The organism is Arthrobacter sp. Y3224055 (assembly GCF_059090825.1).
On sequence record NZ_JBNHGB010000002.1, the window covers coordinates 195,639 to 211,878 of the forward strand.

Consider the following 16,240-nt stretch of genomic DNA (forward strand, 5'->3'; position numbering starts at 1 on the left):
CGGACGGGATGCGAAAGGGCAGGGCCTTGATGCTCCAAGCCCCAGGGATGCGAAAGGGCCGGGAGCCGCGATGCTCCCGACCCTTCGACCGGCCCCTCCCCGCTGGATCAGGCGGGGTATTCGCCGCGCTTGACCTGCGGCTTCGGCAGGCGCATCCGGCGCAGCTGCAGCCCGCGCATCACGCCGTACCAGACAGCCCCGCGCTCCACGTCGCCAAACTTGGCGGCCAGGCGCTTCTTGAGCTGGCGGCCGAGGATGAAGGCATCGATGGCGACCAGCGCCAGCAGCACCCAGAAGCCGAACAGGATGAACGCCTGGACGTTGAGGTCGCGGATAAAGCTGAGGACCACGAAGATGAGGGCGAAGATGATCAGGAATTCGCCCAGCACCCAGCGGGCGTCCACGAAGTCGCGGACGAAGCGCTTCTGCGGCCCCTTGTCGCGCAACGGCAGAAAGCGCTCGTCGCCGGTGTTCATGGCCTCGCGCATCTTCAGCCGCTGATCCGCCATGGCGGCCCGGTTGGCCTCCTTGGCGGCCTTGCGGTCGTTCGGAACCAGGGGGCGCTTGCGCGCAGCTTCCTGGTCCTTGCGCCGGGGCGTGGGCGCGCCCTTGCCGTATCGAGGCTGCTGGGCGTCGTTGGCCTGGTCGATGGTTTCCTGGGGCGTGGGAGCCTCTTTTTTACGTCCGAACACCAGTCAAGAATACCGGACCGCGTACGGCCGTTGTCCCCCTTGGGACCCGCGCCGCCGGGGGAGTCACGGGGGCATCGTCGCGACGGAGCCCGGGCGATAGGGTGTCGACTATGACCAATGTGAACGTAGACGAACTTGCGGCCGCGGTCGACGCCGGCATGGGGCTCACCATCTCCTCGTTGGAACAGCTGGTTTCGATCCCGGGGATCGCCTGGCCGGCCTTCGACCCGGAGGACCTGGCGCGCAGCGCGGATGCCGTAGCCGGCATGGTCCGGGAGCTGGGCCTGGAGGACGTGCAGATCCTCAGCGTCGCGAACGGCGAGGCCGCCGGCGGCCCCGCCGTCGTGGCCCGCCGCCCGGCCGCGGCCGGCAAGCCGACCGTCCTGTTGTATGCCCACCACGACGTGCAGCCGCCGGGGGACCCGGCGCTCTGGCGGACGGAACCGTTCAAGGCCACGGAGATCGACGGCCGCCTCTATGGGCGCGGAACGGCCGACGACAAGGCCGGGATCATGGTCCACCTGTCCTCGCTGCGCACGCTGCTGGAGGTCCTCGGAGACGATTTCGGGCTCGGCATCACGTTGTTTATCGAGGGGGAGGAGGAGGCCGGCTCGCCAAGCTTCCGCCCGTTCCTCGAAGCTCACCGCGAACTGCTGCGGGCAGACGCCATCATCGTCGCCGACTCCAGCAACTGGAAGGTCGGCGTCCCGGCACTGACCACGAGCCTGCGTGGCCTGGTGGACGGCACCGTGGAGCTGCGGGTGTTGGAACACGCCGTCCATTCGGGCATGTTCGGCGGGCCGCTGCTGGACGCGCCCACGCTGCTGGCCCGGCTGATTGCCACCTTCCACGACGACGACGGGTCGGTCGCCATCGAGGGCCTCGTGTCCGCTCCCGCCGCCTCGGTGGACTATCCGGAAGAAGACTTCCGCCGCGATTCGTCGGTGCTCGAGTCCGTGCGGCTTGCGGGCACCGGAAGCATTGCCGACCGGCTCTGGAACAAGCCGGCCTTGTCGGTGATCGGCTTTGACGCCCCCAGCGTCGAGCTCGCGTCCAACACCTTGATCCCCGCCGCCCGCGCCAAGATCAGCCTGCGGCTGGCACCGGGACAGGATCCGGACCGGGCGATGGAGGCGGTGGCCGCGCATGTTGCCGCCCACGCGCCCTTCGGCGCCGCCGCCACGTTCGTGCCGGGGGAACGCGGCCACGCGTTTGCCACCGACACCTCCGCGCCGGCGGCCCGGGCGGCGCTGTGGGCCCTGGAGCAGGCGTGGGGCACGCTGCCGGTGGAGGCCGGCATGGGCGGGTCCATCCCGTTCATCGCCGACCTCACGGAGGTCTATCCGGAGGCACAGATCCTGATCACCGGCGTCGAGGACCCCGATTCGCGGGCGCACTCGGCCAACGAGTCGCTGCATCTCGGGGACTTCCGCAACGCGGTCCTGGCCCAGGCGCTGCTCCTGGCACGGCTGAACGGCGAGGGACTCTAGGCCTGTTCGCGCCAGGCTGGAGGCGGGGGAGAGTTATCCCATTTCGGCCCACCAGACGTACGATGGATGGGAAGCCCGACGCACCACTGAGTAATAGCAGCAGGTCACCGGACGGCCCGAAATAGATAAGGAAGTGCAATGAGCGCAACGACCAACTCGTCCGCCCCCACCACGGCACCCGAAGCGGCAGAACTGCCCACGCATGAAGTTGCTTTGACCGACGTCGCCGCCGGAAAGGTCCGCAGCCTCCTGGAGCAGGAAGGCCGCACGGATCTGCGCCTGCGCGTTGCCGTACAGCCGGGCGGATGCTCCGGCCTGATCTACCAGCTGTACTTCGACGAGCGGATGCTCGACGGAGACGCTGTCCGTGATTTCGACGGGGTCGAGGTCGTCGTCGACAAGATGAGCGTTCCTTACCTCTCGGGCGCCTCGATCGACTTCGAGGACACGATTTCCAAGCAGGGCTTCACCATCGACAACCCGAACGCCGGTGGCTCCTGCGCCTGTGGAGACTCCTTCCACTAAGGGCCTGCAGGGCGCTCTCCGGCCGCCGGGACGGCCGACGCACGGGGGAGCCTGTCACATGGAAGTCATGTGGGCGGGTAAGCTCTACAGTGAGTAGTAAAACTGGATATGCGGCCAGGCTCAGCTCTGCCATGGCCGCATCACTTGCACGAAACAAAGAGGAAGGGCCGTCTGTGAGTTCGCAGGTTCGAACCGGCAGTCGACGCGCCAGAATCGCCAAGGCTACAGGTCTGGGTGCACTCGGTGCGTTGTTGTTGACGGGATGTTCAGAAGAAGTCCGTTTGGGTTGGTTGCCCACCGAGCGGGACGTTACCAACCACACGCCCGAAATCATTGATTTGTGGGTCAACGGATGGATCGCCGCGCTGGCCGTCGGTGTCGTGACCTGGGGCCTGATCCTCTGGTGCATCATCGCGTACCGCCGCCGCAAGGACGAAACGGGTTACCCGCGCCAGCTGAGCTACAACCTGCCGCTGGAGATCTTCTACACCGCGGTTCCCGTGGTCATGGTCATGGTCTTTTTTTACTTCACGGACAAGACCACGTCCAACATCACCGAGCGGGTGGACAACCCCGACGTCGTCGTCGACGTGCGCGGCAAGCAGTGGGCCTGGGACTTCAACTACGTCAAGCAGGACAAGTACTTTGCCGGCGTGCAGGCCCACCTGACCGGCGAGACCGGCGTCCCGGAGACCCTGCCCACGCTGTACCTGCCGGTCAACCAGAGCGTGGAGCTGCAGATCAACTCCCGCGACGTCATCCACTCGTTCTGGGTTCCCGCCTTCCTGCAGAAGGTGGACATGATCCCGGGCAAGACCAACTTCCTGAACTTCACCCCCACCCGTGAGGGCATCTACGACGGCAAGTGCGCCGAGCTTTGTGGCGAGTACCACTCCGAAATGCTCTTCCGTGTCGCGGTGGTCTCCGAGGCTGAATTCGACGCTCAGATGGCGCGGCTCAAGGACGGCCAGCTCGGCGAAGAGTACGACCGCAACCCCTACGCTGAAGCGTCTGAGTAAAGGAGCGAGGGCCACAAGTGTCAACGTACGAATACACAGCTGACGACCGGGCTACCACGGTAGCTCCGCGCGTCGTGCCGGTGTCCAAGGGGCGCATCGTCGTCAACTGGATCACCTCCACGGACCACAAGACCATCGGGTACATGTACCTGATCGCGTCGTTCATCTTCTTCTGCCTCGGCGGCGTGATGGCCTTGGTCATCCGCGCCGAACTGTTCGAGCCCGGCATGCAGATCCTGCAGACCAAGGAACAGTACAACCAGCTGTTCACCATGCACGGCACGGTGATGCTGCTGATGTTCGCCACGCCGCTGTTTGCCGGCTTCGCCAACGTCATCATGCCGCTGCAGATCGGTGCCCCCGACGTAGCGTTCCCGCGCCTGAACGCGCTGGCTTTCTGGTTCTTCCTGTTCGGCAGCATCATTGCGGTGGCCGGTTTCATTACCCCGCAGGGCGCCGCTTCCTTCGGCTGGTTTGCCTATGCACCGTTGTCCAACACCACCTTCTCCCCGGGAGTCGGCGGGGACTTGTGGGTCTTTGGCCTGGCGCTGTCCGGCTTCGGCACCATCCTCGGTTCGGTCAACTTCATCACCACGATCATCACCATGCGCGCCCCGGGCCTGACCATGTGGCGGATGCCGATCTTCACTTGGAACACGCTGGTCACCGCCATCCTCGTCATGATGGCATTCCCGCCCCTGGCCTCGGCGCTGTTCGCCCTCGGCGCCGACCGGCGCTTGGGTGCGCACATCTTCAACCCGGAGAACGGCGGTGCCATCCTCTGGCAGCACCTGTTCTGGTTCTTCGGCCACCCAGAGGTTTACATCATCGCCCTGCCGTTCTTCGGCATCGTTTCCGAGATCTTCCCGGTGTTCAGCCGCAAACCGATCTTCGGATACAAGGGCCTGGTCTACGCCACGATCGCCATCGCCGCGCTGTCCGTGACGGTGTGGGCCCACCACATGTACGTCACCGGCTCGGTGCTGCTGCCGTTCTTCGCCTTCATGACGATGCTCATCGCGGTGCCCACCGGGGTGAAGTTCTTCAACTGGATCGGCACCATGTGGCGCGGATCGATCACCTTCGAGACGCCCATGCTGTGGAGCCTGGGCTTCCTGGCGACCTTCCTGTTCGGCGGCCTGACCGGCATCATCCTGGCTTCGCCGCCGCTGGACTTCCACGTCTCCGACACCTACTTCGTGGTGGCGCACTTCCACTACGTGGTCTTCGGCACCGTCGTGTTCGCAATGTTCGCAGGCTTCTACTTCTGGTGGCCCAAGTGGACCGGCAAGATGCTCAACGAGCGCCTCGGCAAGATCCACTTCTGGATGCTGTTCCTGGGCTTCCACGGCACCTTCCTCATCCAGCACTGGCTCGGCGTCGAGGGCATGCCCCGTCGCTACGCCGACTACATGCCGGAAGACGGGTTCACCGCGATGAACCAGTTCTCCACGGTTGCATCCTTCGTGTTGGGCGCCTCGATGATCCCGTTCTTCTGGAACGTCTACATCACCTGGCGCAACGGCAAGAAGGTCGAGGTCGACGACCCCTGGGGCTTCGGTGGTTCGCTTGAGTGGGCGACCTCCTGCCCGCCGCCGCGGCACAACTTCACCTCGCTGCCCCGCATCCGGTCGGAGCGCCCCGCCCTGGACCTGCACCACCCGGAGCTGGCACCGCGGCACACCCCGACGACTCCGGCACCGGTGGCCCAGATGGCCGGTCCCGCTGACCAGAAGGACGCATAACTGTGAAGATTGAAGCCTGGCTATTCATTGCGCTTGCGCCGTTCTTCGCCCTCGTTGCCACCGTCTACGGCTACATGGGGAACTGGGAAGAGCCTGTCGGCTGGCTGGCGCTGTACCTGACGGCCGGATTGTCCCTGATGATCGGCGGTTACCTCTGGTTTACGGCGCGGCGCATCGGTGCCCGTCCGGAGGACCGGGTCGACGCCGAGATCCATGAGGGTGCCGGCGAGCAGGGCATGTTCAGCCCGTGGAGCTGGTGGCCGATCGTGCTCGGTCTGGGTGCCGCCACAGGGTTCATGGGCCTGGCGGTCGGCTGGTGGATCGTCTACATCGCCGTCGGCCTGACCACGGTGGCCATCATCGGCTGGGTCTACGAATACAGCCGCGGGGACCACGCGCACTGATTCCCGCAACTACACGACGAAAGGGTCCGGAACCGTCAGGGTTCCGGACCCTTTCGTCGTCCCCGCCGGGCGGCCGGGCGCGGCGACGCTGGTCTAGACCGGATAGGATGAAGGGGATTCCAACCGGCTGAGCAGGAGGCCGCATGTCCGTGAACGCCGCCGCGATCGAGGGTGGGCTCGATGGCTCCTCCCGTACCGCCAAGCACGTCCAGCTCAGGGACATTTTGCGCAGGCATGCACAGGAGCGCTGCGAACCCGGGGCCGCTTTTCCCTCGGAGAGGGAGCTGGCCGAACGCTTCGGCGTGGCGAGGATGACCGTGCGCCAGGCGATCGACTCTCTGGTCGCCGAACAGGTGCTCGAACGGATTGTCGGCCTGGGAACGTTTGTGCGGCAGCCGAAGCTGGACCTGCAGGTCAAGCTCACCTCCTACAGCGAAGAGATGCAACGGCGCGGCATGGTTCCCGATGCCCGTGTCCTCAGCTTCGAGCAGATCGGCGCCACCCCGCTGGTGGCCCGCGAGCTGCAGATCGAGGAGGGGCAGCCGGTGGTGCGCTTCCGCCGCCTGCTGCTGGCGGACGCCGAACCGATGAGCGTGGACGAAAACTTCATTCCGGCGCAGCGCGTGCCGGGGATCCTCGACGAGGGCCCGCCGTCGTCGCTGTATAACGTCTTGAGCGAACGGTACGGACTCATCATGGAGTGGGGCGAGGACACGATTGAGGCGACCGCGGCCCAGCCCTCCATCGCGCGGCTCCTGAGCGTGGACATCGGATCGCCGCTGCTGAAAATCCAGCGGCATGCCTACGTCTCCAAGACCATGGTCGACTTCTCGATCTCGTATTACCGCGCGGACCGGTACAAGCTGTGGGTGCCGCTGCAACGGCCCGGAGGACGCGCGCCGCGTTCCTACAACGTCAAGCGCTTCTAAGGGCTGTACGGCGCTGCTGAAGGCCGTCCCGGCCGCAAACGGCGCCGCCGGCCGGGCCCAGAGCTACTGCTGCGCCGGGGGAGCGCCGTGCGGCCGCGTGCCGCCCGTGGTCGCCGTGAGAGCCCGTCCCGCCCGGTATACGCAGGGTGCCCCACCGCGGGTGAGGCAAAAGGGCGAGACACAGAGAAATGGCCCCGGACCAGGTCCGGGGCCATTTCTCTATGTGGATATTGCCTTAGCGGGCGGTGACTTCCGCCTTCTCGGCGGGTGCCTCGACCTCGGCGTGGTGGCTATGTGCAGCCTCCAGCTCGGCCGGGGTAACCGGTGCCACACGGTCTTCGAAGAAGAACCGGGACAGGGCACCGCGCAGCTTCTCGGAGCGCTTGATGTGCCCGGCCCTGTTCGGCTGCGCCGGGATTACCTCGGGCGACTCGTAGCTGACCAGCCGGTACTGCTTGTACTCGTTCAGCGGCTCGTGGACCTCGATGAACTCGCCATGCGGCAGGCGGACAATGCGTCCGGTCTCCCGGCCATGGAGGGCGATCTCGCGGTCCTTGCGCTGCAGCGCCAGGCAAATGCGGCGCGTGACGATAAAGCCGAGGATCGGGCCCAGGAAGAACAGGGCGCGCAGCCAGTAGGTCACGTCGTTGAGCGACACGTGGAAGTGCGTGGCGATCAAGTCGGAGCTGGCAGCTGCCCACATCACCGAGTAGAAGACGATGCCGGCGACGCCGGTGGCGGTGCGGAACGGGACGTTGCGCGGGCGGTCCAGGATGTGGTGCTCGCGGGTGTCCTTGGTCACCCAGCTTTCGATCCACGGCCAGGCGAACATCACGGTGAACAGCAGGGCCGCCGGGCCGAGGGCCGGGATGAGCACGTTCAGCGAAATGGTCCGGCCGAAGATCACGAACTCGCCCACACCGGGCATTAGGCGCAGCGCGCCGTCCACCCAGCCGATGTACCAGTCAGGCTGGGTACCGGCCGAGACGGGGGAGGGGTCGTAAGGGCCGTAGTCCCAGATCGCCAGAATCTGGAAGTTCGCGGCAATGACGGCCAGGATGCCGAAGACAACGAAGAAGAAGCCGCCTGCCTTGGCCGCGTAGACCGGGCCGATCGGGAAGCCGACGACGTTGGTCTCGGAACGGCCGGGGCCGGGGTACTGGGTGTGCTTGTGCACGACAACCATGAACAGGTGGACGGCGATCATCAGGAGGATCAAGGCCGGGACCAGCAGGATGTGGAGCACGTACAGGCGGCCCACGATGTCCGTACCCGGGAACTCGCCGCCGAACAGCAACAGCGATATGTAGGTACCAACCAAGGGGATTGCCTTGATCACGCCGTCGATGATGCGCAGGCCGTTACCGGAGAGCAGGTCGTCCGGCAGGGAGTAGCCGGTGAAGCCGGCTGCCAGGGCCAGGATCAACAGGACGCAGCCGACAACCCAGTTCAGCTCACGCGGGCGGCGGAACGCGCCGGTGAAGAACACGCGCAGCATGTGGAACGAGACCGAGGCAACGAACAGCAGCGCAGACCAGTGGTGCAGTTGGCGCATGAACAGGCCGCCGCGGACCTCGAACGAGATCTCCAGGGTGGACTGGTAGGCGACGGACATTTCGACGCCCTTGAGCGGGACGTACGGTCCGTCGTAGTGCGTCTCGGCCATCGAAGGATCGAAGAAGAACGTCAGGAACGTTCCGGTGAGCAGCAGGATGACGAAGGAGTACAGCGCCACTTCGCCGAACATGAAGGACCAGTGGTCGGGGAAGATCTTCCGACCGAATTCCTTGACGATCCCCGAACCGCCGACGCGGGTATCGACGAAGTTGGTGATCCGCCCGACCCGCGTCTTGGGTACGTAGGTATCAGTTGAAGCGCTCATGCTTAGCCACGCTCCCAGTAGCTCGGTCCGACAGGTTCATGGAAATCGCTCGTGGCGATCAGGTAGCCCTCGTCGTCGACGCTGATCGGCAGCTGGGGAAGGGCGTGCGCGGCCGGGCCGAACACTACCTTGCATTCCTGGGCGGCATCGAAGGTCGACTGGTGGCAAGGGCAGAGCAGGTGGTGCGTGTGCTGTTCGTACAGCGCCACCGGGCAGCCAACGTGGGTACAGATCTTGGAGTACGCAACGATGCCATTGTAGTTCCAGTCTTCGCGGCCTGGGGAGACCTGGAGGACGTCGGGATTCAGGCGCATCAGGAGGACGACGGCCTTGGCCTTCTCCTCGAGCTTGTGCTCGGCCTCGTTGAGCCCCTCGGGGATAACGTGGAACGCGGAACCAATGGTGACATCCGAGGCCTTGATCGGGGTGCCGCTGGGGTCGCGGGTCAACCGGACGCCTGCGTCCCACATGGTGTGCCGCAGCACCTCCGGGTTCAAATCCTTGGACAGGTCGCGGAAAATGCCGATGGCCGGCAGGATCGCCAGCACGCCGGCGCCGATCAGGGTGTTGCGGATCAGCGGGCGGCGGGAGATGCCGGACTCGTCCAGGACCTGGCCGATGATCTGCTCGGCGTCCTTGCGGTCTTCCTCGGTGCGGACCTCGTGGCGCTCTTCGACGATCTCGTGGTCCGGCATGAGGGTCTTGGCCCAGTGGACAATGCCCACGCCAATGCCCAGCATGGCAAAAGCGGTGCCCATGCCGAGGGTGAAGTTCTGCAGTCGCAGCGTTGCGGTGGTGTCATCCAAGCGGATGCCAAAGTACCCGACGAAGAAAAGTACGGTGCCGATGATGGAGATTACGAAGAGTATCGCAACCTGGCGTTCGGCTCGCTTTTCCGCACGGGGATCTTTGTCGGCACGGCGCGGGCGGTGCGGGGGGAGTCCAGGATCCTGAAACTTCTCCACGTCGCTCTGACCAGCCGTAGCAACGGTGCCCGAGGTGTTCGGACTGCCGTGACTATGGTCGCCCATGATCCCTCTCATCCTTCTCTAAATAGTTCAAAACTCATTAATGACTGTTGGCGCTTCTCCGGCGGCCCGTTGGGCCGCCGGAAGCGAAGGTTAGGAAGACCGCTGGGTCAGCCAAATGGTGAACGCGATGACCACGCCCAATCCAAGCGTCCACATCAGCAGGCCCTCGGACACGGGGCCGAGCCCGCCAAGCGAGATCCCGCCGGGGGAGGGCTGCTCTTCGATGGTCTTCAGGAAGGCGATGACGTCGCGCTTCTCCTCCGGGGAGATGTTCGCGTCGCTGAACACCGGCATGTTCTGCGGACCGGTGGCCATGGCTTCGTAGATGTGCGCTTCGCTGACGCCGCTAAGCGCCGGCGCGAACTTGCCGCGCGTCAGGGCACCACCTGCTGCGGCAGCGTTGTGGCACATGGCGCAGTTGACCCGGAAGATCTCGCCGCCGGCCGCAGGATCACCCTGGGAGACGTCGAGGAATTCATCCGCCGGAATCGCGGGACCGGCGCCGAGGGAGGCTACGTAGGCCGCCAGCTGCATGGTCTGCTCTTCGTTGAACTGGTTCGGCTTTTCCAGTGCCTGGGGGCCGGACATCTGCATGGGCATGCGGCCGGTTCCTACCTGGAAGTCCACGGCTGCGGCGCCGACGCCGATCAGCGACGGACCGGCCTGGTTGCCGTGCGCACCCTCCGGGGCCCCGACAGCACCGATTCCGTGACAAGTTGCGCAGTTGGCCACGAAGAGCTTCTCGCCCTCTTCGATGTCCTGCGCGGAAAAGGTGGTGGTTTGGGCCTTGGCCTCGTTGACGTTCCCGGCAACGGCGTACAGTCCGCCGGTGACGAGCAATCCCATGAGCAGCAGGGCAACGGCCGCCAGGGGATGTCGTCGCCTCTGGGAGAGTGCCTTCACTTGTTGGTTCCTAACTTTGCGGTGCGTGTGCGTAGATGTTCGGCTGGCTCGGTTCGCAGCGAGGCGCGGACCTTTCGGCCGTCTACTTAAGGAAGTAGATGATGATGAAGAGAGCGATCCACACGACGTCGACGAAGTGCCAGTAGTACGACGTGACGATGGCCGATGTGGCTTCGAAATGGCCGAACTTCTTGGCGACGTAGGCGCGGCCGATGATCAGCAGGAAAGCGATGAGGCCGCCTGTGACGTGGAGGCCGTGGAAGCCGGTGGTGATGTAGAACGCGGAACCGTAGGAGTTCGAGGACATCGAGACGCCTTCGGAGACGAGCATCGCGTATTCGTAGGCCTGGACGGAGACGAAGATGGCGCCGAGGATGAATGTCAGCAGGAACCATTCGACCATGCCCCACTTGGCGACATTGAAGAGCCCGCCGGAGCGGCGGGCCTGCAAGCGCTCTGCGGCGAAGACGCCGTACTGGCAGGTGAAGGAGCTGGACACCAGGACGATGGTGTTGGCCAGCGCAAACGGAACATTCAACTTCTCGGTTTCCATCGCCCACATCTCGCCGGAGGTGGCGCGGAGGGTGAAGTACATAGCGAAAAGGCCGGCGAAGAACATCAGCTCGCTGGAGAGCCACACAACGGTTCCGACGGAAACCAGGTTGGGGCGATTCAGCGTTGGATGCGCCGGGGTACTGGGGGCATGGGTTGCAGTTGTCACAAGGCCATTATGTCTATAAATCTGCCCACTTCACCAATGCATTTGAACGCGTGGCGCCGCGTTCCGGTTCCTGAACCGCTGGATTCCGCGGAACGGCGCGGAAGTTAACAATCCGGAAGTTTCTACAAAACGTAGATAACCTAGTGAAGTGACGACCGAACCCAACGCTCAGAACACACCCACCTGGCCTGAACTGATCTCTGCCCTGATCTCCCGGCAGGACCTCACGGCGGCCCAAACCCAGTGGGCGATGAACACAATCATGTCCGGCGGGGCCTCCGACGCGCAGATGGCCGGCTTCCTGGTCGCGCTGCGGGCGAAGGGGGAGACGGTCGACGAGCTGACCGGCCTGGTGGAGGCCATGGTCGGCAACGCCCGGCCGATCGACATCCCGGGGGAGAAGCTGGACATCGTCGGTACCGGCGGGGACCGGCAGAACACCGTCAACATCTCGTCCATGGCCGCCCTGGTGTGCGCGGGGGCCGGGGCCCGGATCGTCAAGCACGGAAACCGCGCCGCGTCGTCGTCGTCCGGTTCGGCCGATGTGATCGAAGCCCTGGGCGTTCGCCTGGACCTCCCGGTGGACCGCGTGGCGCAAACTGCCGTCGAAGCGGGGATCACGTTTTGCTTCGCGCAGGTGTTCCACCCCTCCATGCGTTATGCGGGCGCGGTGCGCGCGGAACTCGGGGTGGCCACCGCCTTCAACTTCATGGGACCGATGACCAACCCGGCGAATCCCACGGCGGCCGCCATCGGCGTTGCCGATGCCCGGCTCGCGCCGCTCATCGCCGGCGTGCTGGCCGCCCGGGGCATCCGCGCACTCGTCTTCCGCGGCGGGGACGGGCTGGACGAGCTGACCACCACGGGCCCCTCGTCGGTATGGGAGGTGCGCGGCGGCGCCGTGACGGAACACGCCCTGGACCCGCTGGACCTCGGCATCCCCCGGGCCACGCTGGACGACCTGCGTGGCGGGGACGCCGCCGCGAATGCCGAAGTGGTGCGCCGCGTGCTCGCGGGGGACAAGGGGCCGGTGCGCGACGCCGTCGTCCTCAACGCAGCCGCCGCCCTGGTGGCCAACGAGGCAACAGCCGACGCTCCGCTGCTGGAGCGGCTGGCCGCCGGTTTGGAACGGGCCGAGGAAGCCATCGACAGCGGTGCTGCGGCCGAGGCGCTGCAGCGCTGGATCGACGCTACCCGCTGACCTTCCGGCCCGCGCGTTGGGCGCAACAGCTTAACAATTAACAGGGAGTGCCCCGGACAAAATGTCCGGGGCACTCCGCCTGTCCGCGGAGCCTAGTGCTCGAACCCGAGCGAGAAGGCTGCATCCAGGTCGTGCTTGGAATAGGCGCGGAAGGCGATGTGAGTGGTCGTTGCCTGAACGCCCTGGACCTTCGAGAGCCGGTCGGCGATGACATCGGCCAGCTCGTCGTGCTTGGCGACCCGTGCGACGGCGATCAAATCCCATTCCCCGGTGACCGAATAGACCTCGCTGATGCCCTCTATCTCGGAGATCTCCTGGGCGCACTCCGGAATCCGGGTCGCATCGGTGCGGATGAGAACGAATGCTGTAGCCACTGCACTGCCTTTCTGCTGGAACTGGGTGTTCTTCCCTATGTCCGAGGTTATTCCACCCGTCGGGCGAAACGTAGTTTGATGAACAGTGCGGCGGCCGCGCGCCACCCCAACAGCAGGGCGCCGAGCACCAGGAAGGCCACGATCTGGAAGGACGGCGCGAGCCCGCCGCCCGCGAGGCCGCGAAGGGCGAGCCCCAGGGCCACTGCGGCCAGCCAGACCGCGACTCCGGTCGGCCAGAGGGCGGCCGGCCGGCGCCAGGCGCGCGAGGCCAGCCAGCCTACGAGGGCCCCGGCCAGAAACGGGCTCGCGGTGATCAGGATTCCGGCCAGCGCCATTCCGTGTTCGTGCGTGTTTCGGCCCGCCGCCGCAAAAATGACGACGGCGGCCAGGTCCAGGGCGAGCGATGCTGCCACCAACGGGATGCCCGCGCGGAGCCGGGGCGATGTTTCAGTCACCCCTCCACACTATCGGGCAGGCACGGGCGTACGATTCGAGGACGAGCCGGTCGGGTCCCTGGCGACGGGTCAGGGGCCGAAGCCGGTCGGCTGGTCAGGGGCCGAAGCCCGCGGCGGATGGGGAGGAGCCGAAGCCATGAAGTTGGCACAGGTTGCGCTCGGTGTGCACGAGCTCGAGCGGGCCACCGCTTTCTACACCGACCTGCTCGGTTATCCGCCGGCCGGGGTCTTCAACCCTCCGGGCCTGGTGTTCTTCGATCTCGACGGCGTGCGGCTGCTGCTGGAGGTGGGCGCGCCGGCCGCCCTGTTGTATCTGCAGGTCGACTCGGTGCGGGACCGGGTCGAGGAACTGCGCGCCCGGGGAATACCGGTTGCCGAAGAACCACACATCATTTTCCGGCATGCCGATGGTGCCTTGGGACCTGCCGGCATGGATGAATGGATGGGCTTCATCCGCGACTCGGAAGGCAATCTCGTGGGGCTGGTCAGCCACGAGCAGGCGGAGCATTAAGGTAGCATCCGTGCCCACAACCGTGCATACTTGTTGCTTGAGCAACAAGGAAGCAGATTTGTATGTATGTGTTGACGGTCGATCAGCGGCGCTCCCGGCGCCACGTGGACCTCGTCGAGGGCGCGCTCGGCGCCCTGAATGACGACCCGTCCCGTCCGCTGGTGCGCGGTTTCGAACGCACCGCCGGCGACGAGATGCAGGCGGTGGTCGCCGACCCGGCCGTCGCGGCTGATCTTGCCCTGGACCTGGCGGTCAGCAACCACTGGAGCGTGGGAATAGGCGTGGGCGGGGTCGTCACCCCGCTCCCGGAGTCTACCCGCGCGGGTTCCGGCGAGGCCTTCGAGCGCGCGCGCGAAGCGGTGACCGCGGCCAAGACATCGCCCGGCAACGTCGCCGTCTCCGGTGCCCGCGAGGAGGCCGGCCATGCCGAAGCGGTGCTGCAGTTGCTGGTATCAGTGGCACGGAAGCGCAGCAGGCAGGCGACGGAAGCCGGGTTGCTCAGTGATGAAGGACTGACCCAACAGCAAATTGCCGACCGGCTGGGGATCACCCAGCAGGCCGTCTCCAGCAGGCTGCACAGTGGGCTCTGGCCCGAGTGGCGACGCGCACGGTTGGCGGCCCAAGCGTTGCTGGAAGGGGCCGACCGATGAGCGTCATCGCACTGCTCACGCTCTGCGTGGCCACGGCCGTGGCGGCGCCCATGTACTTCGAGCGGTTCCAGGGCCGGGGCAACCGCTGGCTGTACGCCGCCAGCGCCGTATCGCTGTTGCTCTTGGGCATTGCGGCATTGTTGGCGGTCCTGGGGTCGGGCGGTCTAGGCCCGGCAGCCTATGCGCTGGGCGTGGCGGCCGCCGCGATCGGCGGTGGCCCGGCCACCGTGACCATCCTGCGGTTGTCGTTCAATGCCTCGCACCCTGACAACCACACCGACCCCGAAGCATCCCCGGTGCTCCGCGGAGGGGCCTGGATCGGGGTGCTCGAGCGGACGGCCATCGCGGCCACCCTGCTGGCCGAGTGGCCGGAAGGATTGGCAGTCGTCCTCGCGGTGAAAGGCCTGGGCCGGTATTCCGAACTCGGTCAGTCCGGGGCGGCCGAGCGATTTATCCTGGGCACCTTCGCGAGCGTGCTGTGGGCCGCGGCCGCTACCGGCATCGCGGTTCTCCTGCGCTGAGCGCAGGCGGGCTCGGCATTCCCGGGCCAAGGCGGCGGCGCCAGGCCAGCGGCGCGCAGTCCGTAACAAAAACCACGGTCCCGCCCGGTGCTGCCGCCGCCCCTGCTGGGCCCGTGTTCCGTCCCCACGAAATATTGCCCGCGGTCTGTTGCCCACGCCACATTCGGCCTCTTATGATGATCACCGGTCAAGGAGCGGCCATGGGGAACTCTTGAGGGGACAAAGCATGGATCCCAAACTGCGAGTGGTCGTCCGGCTGGATATCGATCGGGAATCCGCCAATATCGAAGTGCGCGGGCACGTGACAACCCGAAACATCGTGGCGCTGTATTCGTTGGTTCGCCGCACCAGCGCCCTTGCGCCCGGTCGGGGCGTCACCATCAACCTTCAGCATGCCCGGATTGAAGCTGCCGCGCTGGAAGAGCTTCACCGCTGCAGTGAAAGCAAGCAGCTTCCCGGTTATGCGGCGCCCGAAGGGGAGGGGTGCCGCCTGCAGGTGATAGACCCGGGTGGCAGGGACGCCACGGCCCCGGTGCTGGCCGGTGCCCCCGGCTGAGCTGGAGGCATAATTTTTGGCTGCCGGTGGGTGCCCGGTTCACGTTGAACACCCGATTCATGGACGTTCGAGGGGCGGTTCTGGTACGCCTGACGCAGGGGAGGAGCCCATCATGCAGAAGATCACGCCATGCCTGTGGTTCGACAGCGAAGCCGAAGAGGCGGCACAGTTCTATGTCCAGCTGTTCAAGAACTCGAAGATCCTGGACGTAACGCATTACGGCGAGAGCGGTCCCGGGATGGAAGGCCAGGTGCTGACCGTAGAGTTCGAGTTGGACGGCCAGTCCTTCACGGCCCTGAACGGGGGAGCCCAGTTCACGTTTAATGAGGCCGTGTCCCTGCAGGTGGATTGCGAGGACCAGGCGGAGGTCGACCGGCTCTGGGACGCCCTGACCGCCGACGGCGGTGCCGAGAGCCAATGCGGATGGCTCAAGGACAAGTACGGATTGTCCTGGCAAATCATTCCCTCGGTGCTGCCGCGGCTGATCGGGGGACCGGATGCGCAGAAGGCCCAACGTGCCATGGAAGCCATGCTGCAGATGCGGAAGATCGACATCGCCGAACTGCAGCGCGCCTACGACGCCGGCTAGCGCCTTGTCCGCCGCGAGCCCTTTCTGTCCGCTGCCGCCGGC

At 65.7% G+C, this 16,240-nt stretch carries 19 protein-coding genes; 12 read left to right on the forward strand and 7 right to left on the reverse strand.

Features of this window, described 5'->3' with window-relative positions; all coding sequences use genetic code 11:
* Nucleotides 1-107: 107 nt before the first annotated feature.
* The gene (locus AC5RTY_RS06200) at nt 108-692 is read right to left on the reverse strand and encodes a DUF3043 domain-containing protein (RefSeq protein ID WP_494139235.1); all 585 of its coding nucleotides are present in this window, start codon (nt 690-692) and stop codon (nt 108-110) included.
* A gap of 110 nt (nt 693-802) precedes the next feature.
* Here AC5RTY_RS06200 and AC5RTY_RS06205 point away from each other — a divergent pair, with 110 nt between their 5' ends.
* The 6 genes from AC5RTY_RS06205 to AC5RTY_RS06230 all read left to right on the forward strand — a co-directional run bounded on the left by AC5RTY_RS06205 (nt 803) and on the right by AC5RTY_RS06230 (nt 6,804).
* Nucleotides 803-2,182: a M20/M25/M40 family metallo-hydrolase gene (locus AC5RTY_RS06205; protein ID WP_494014012.1), complete on the forward strand. Its 1,380-nt coding sequence runs from the start codon at nt 803-805 to the stop codon at nt 2,180-2,182.
* Nucleotides 2,183-2,320: 138 nt separating this feature from the next.
* The gene (locus AC5RTY_RS06210) at nt 2,321-2,707 is read left to right on the forward strand and encodes a HesB/IscA family protein (RefSeq protein ID WP_493978415.1); all 387 of its coding nucleotides are present in this window, start codon (nt 2,321-2,323) and stop codon (nt 2,705-2,707) included.
* Nucleotides 2,708-2,880: 173 nt separating this feature from the next.
* Complete coding sequence (gene ctaC, locus AC5RTY_RS06215) at nt 2,881-3,726, forward strand: aa3-type cytochrome oxidase subunit II (protein ID WP_493999755.1); 846 nt, start codon at nt 2,881-2,883, stop codon at nt 3,724-3,726.
* A gap of 17 nt (nt 3,727-3,743) precedes the next feature.
* Nucleotides 3,744-5,471 carry an aa3-type cytochrome oxidase subunit I gene (gene ctaD / locus AC5RTY_RS06220; protein ID WP_493999754.1) on the forward strand — a complete coding sequence of 576 codons (1,728 nt, stop codon included), beginning with the start codon at nt 3,744-3,746 and terminating at the stop codon, nt 5,469-5,471.
* Nucleotides 5,472-5,473: 2 nt separating this feature from the next.
* The gene (locus AC5RTY_RS06225) at nt 5,474-5,875 is read left to right on the forward strand and encodes a cytochrome c oxidase subunit 4 (protein WP_493999753.1); all 402 of its coding nucleotides are present in this window, start codon (nt 5,474-5,476) and stop codon (nt 5,873-5,875) included.
* A gap of 143 nt (nt 5,876-6,018) precedes the next feature.
* Nucleotides 6,019-6,804, forward strand: a complete 786-nt coding sequence (locus AC5RTY_RS06230; protein WP_493999752.1) for a GntR family transcriptional regulator — start codon at nt 6,019-6,021, stop codon at nt 6,802-6,804.
* A gap of 235 nt (nt 6,805-7,039) precedes the next feature.
* Here the strand turns inward: AC5RTY_RS06230 and qcrB are convergent, their stop codons facing one another.
* From qcrB to ctaE, 4 genes are all read right to left on the reverse strand, one after another.
* On the reverse strand, nt 7,040-8,686 hold the full coding sequence (gene qcrB, locus AC5RTY_RS06235) for a cytochrome bc1 complex cytochrome b subunit (protein WP_493999751.1): 1,647 nt from the start codon (nt 8,684-8,686) through the stop codon (nt 7,040-7,042).
* Between the two features lie 2 nt (nt 8,687-8,688).
* The gene (qcrA, locus tag AC5RTY_RS06240; RefSeq protein ID WP_493978421.1) at nt 8,689-9,717 is read right to left on the reverse strand and encodes a cytochrome bc1 complex Rieske iron-sulfur subunit; all 1,029 of its coding nucleotides are present in this window, start codon (nt 9,715-9,717) and stop codon (nt 8,689-8,691) included.
* Between the two features lie 90 nt (nt 9,718-9,807).
* On the reverse strand, nt 9,808-10,620 hold the full coding sequence (gene qcrC / locus AC5RTY_RS06245) for a cytochrome bc1 complex diheme cytochrome c subunit (protein WP_493999750.1): 813 nt from the start codon (nt 10,618-10,620) through the stop codon (nt 9,808-9,810).
* Between the two features lie 82 nt (nt 10,621-10,702).
* Entirely contained in the window at nt 10,703-11,341 is a 639-nt protein-coding gene (ctaE, locus tag AC5RTY_RS06250; protein ID WP_493999749.1) for an aa3-type cytochrome oxidase subunit III, read from the reverse strand.
* Between the two features lie 148 nt (nt 11,342-11,489).
* On the opposite strand from ctaE, the gene trpD reads away from it, so the two are divergent.
* Nucleotides 11,490-12,542, forward strand: a complete 1,053-nt coding sequence (trpD, locus tag AC5RTY_RS06255; RefSeq protein WP_494014011.1) for an anthranilate phosphoribosyltransferase — start codon at nt 11,490-11,492, stop codon at nt 12,540-12,542.
* 92 nt (nt 12,543-12,634) lie between these two features.
* On the opposite strand, the gene AC5RTY_RS06260 is transcribed toward trpD, so the two are convergent.
* Together AC5RTY_RS06260 and AC5RTY_RS06265 are read right to left on the reverse strand one after the other, a co-directional pair.
* Complete coding sequence (locus AC5RTY_RS06260; RefSeq protein ID WP_493978425.1) at nt 12,635-12,916, reverse strand: Lrp/AsnC family transcriptional regulator; 282 nt, start codon at nt 12,914-12,916, stop codon at nt 12,635-12,637.
* A 47-nt stretch (nt 12,917-12,963) separates the two neighbouring features.
* Complete coding sequence (locus AC5RTY_RS06265) at nt 12,964-13,371, reverse strand: DUF3054 domain-containing protein (protein WP_493999747.1); 408 nt, start codon at nt 13,369-13,371, stop codon at nt 12,964-12,966.
* A gap of 136 nt (nt 13,372-13,507) precedes the next feature.
* On the opposite strand from AC5RTY_RS06265, the gene AC5RTY_RS06270 reads away from it, so the two are divergent.
* The 5 genes from AC5RTY_RS06270 to AC5RTY_RS06290 all read left to right on the forward strand — a co-directional run bounded on the left by AC5RTY_RS06270 (nt 13,508) and on the right by AC5RTY_RS06290 (nt 16,198).
* On the forward strand, nt 13,508-13,882 hold the full coding sequence (locus tag AC5RTY_RS06270) for a VOC family protein (RefSeq protein ID WP_494076057.1): 375 nt from the start codon (nt 13,508-13,510) through the stop codon (nt 13,880-13,882).
* A gap of 62 nt (nt 13,883-13,944) precedes the next feature.
* Complete coding sequence (locus tag AC5RTY_RS06275; protein WP_494023067.1) at nt 13,945-14,532, forward strand: sigma factor-like helix-turn-helix DNA-binding protein; 588 nt, start codon at nt 13,945-13,947, stop codon at nt 14,530-14,532.
* The gene (locus AC5RTY_RS06280; RefSeq protein WP_494076056.1) at nt 14,529-15,053 is read left to right on the forward strand and encodes a hypothetical protein; all 525 of its coding nucleotides are present in this window, start codon (nt 14,529-14,531) and stop codon (nt 15,051-15,053) included. Before AC5RTY_RS06275 ends, AC5RTY_RS06280 begins: the two co-directional genes overlap by 4 nt.
* Nucleotides 15,054-15,279: 226 nt before the next feature.
* Entirely contained in the window at nt 15,280-15,609 is a 330-nt protein-coding gene (locus AC5RTY_RS06285) for a hypothetical protein (protein ID WP_494014006.1), read from the forward strand.
* 112 nt (nt 15,610-15,721) lie between these two features.
* Nucleotides 15,722-16,198, forward strand: coding sequence for a VOC family protein (locus AC5RTY_RS06290; RefSeq protein WP_494014005.1), 477 nt, complete (start codon nt 15,722-15,724; stop codon nt 16,196-16,198).
* Nucleotides 16,199-16,240 lie beyond the last annotated feature (42 nt).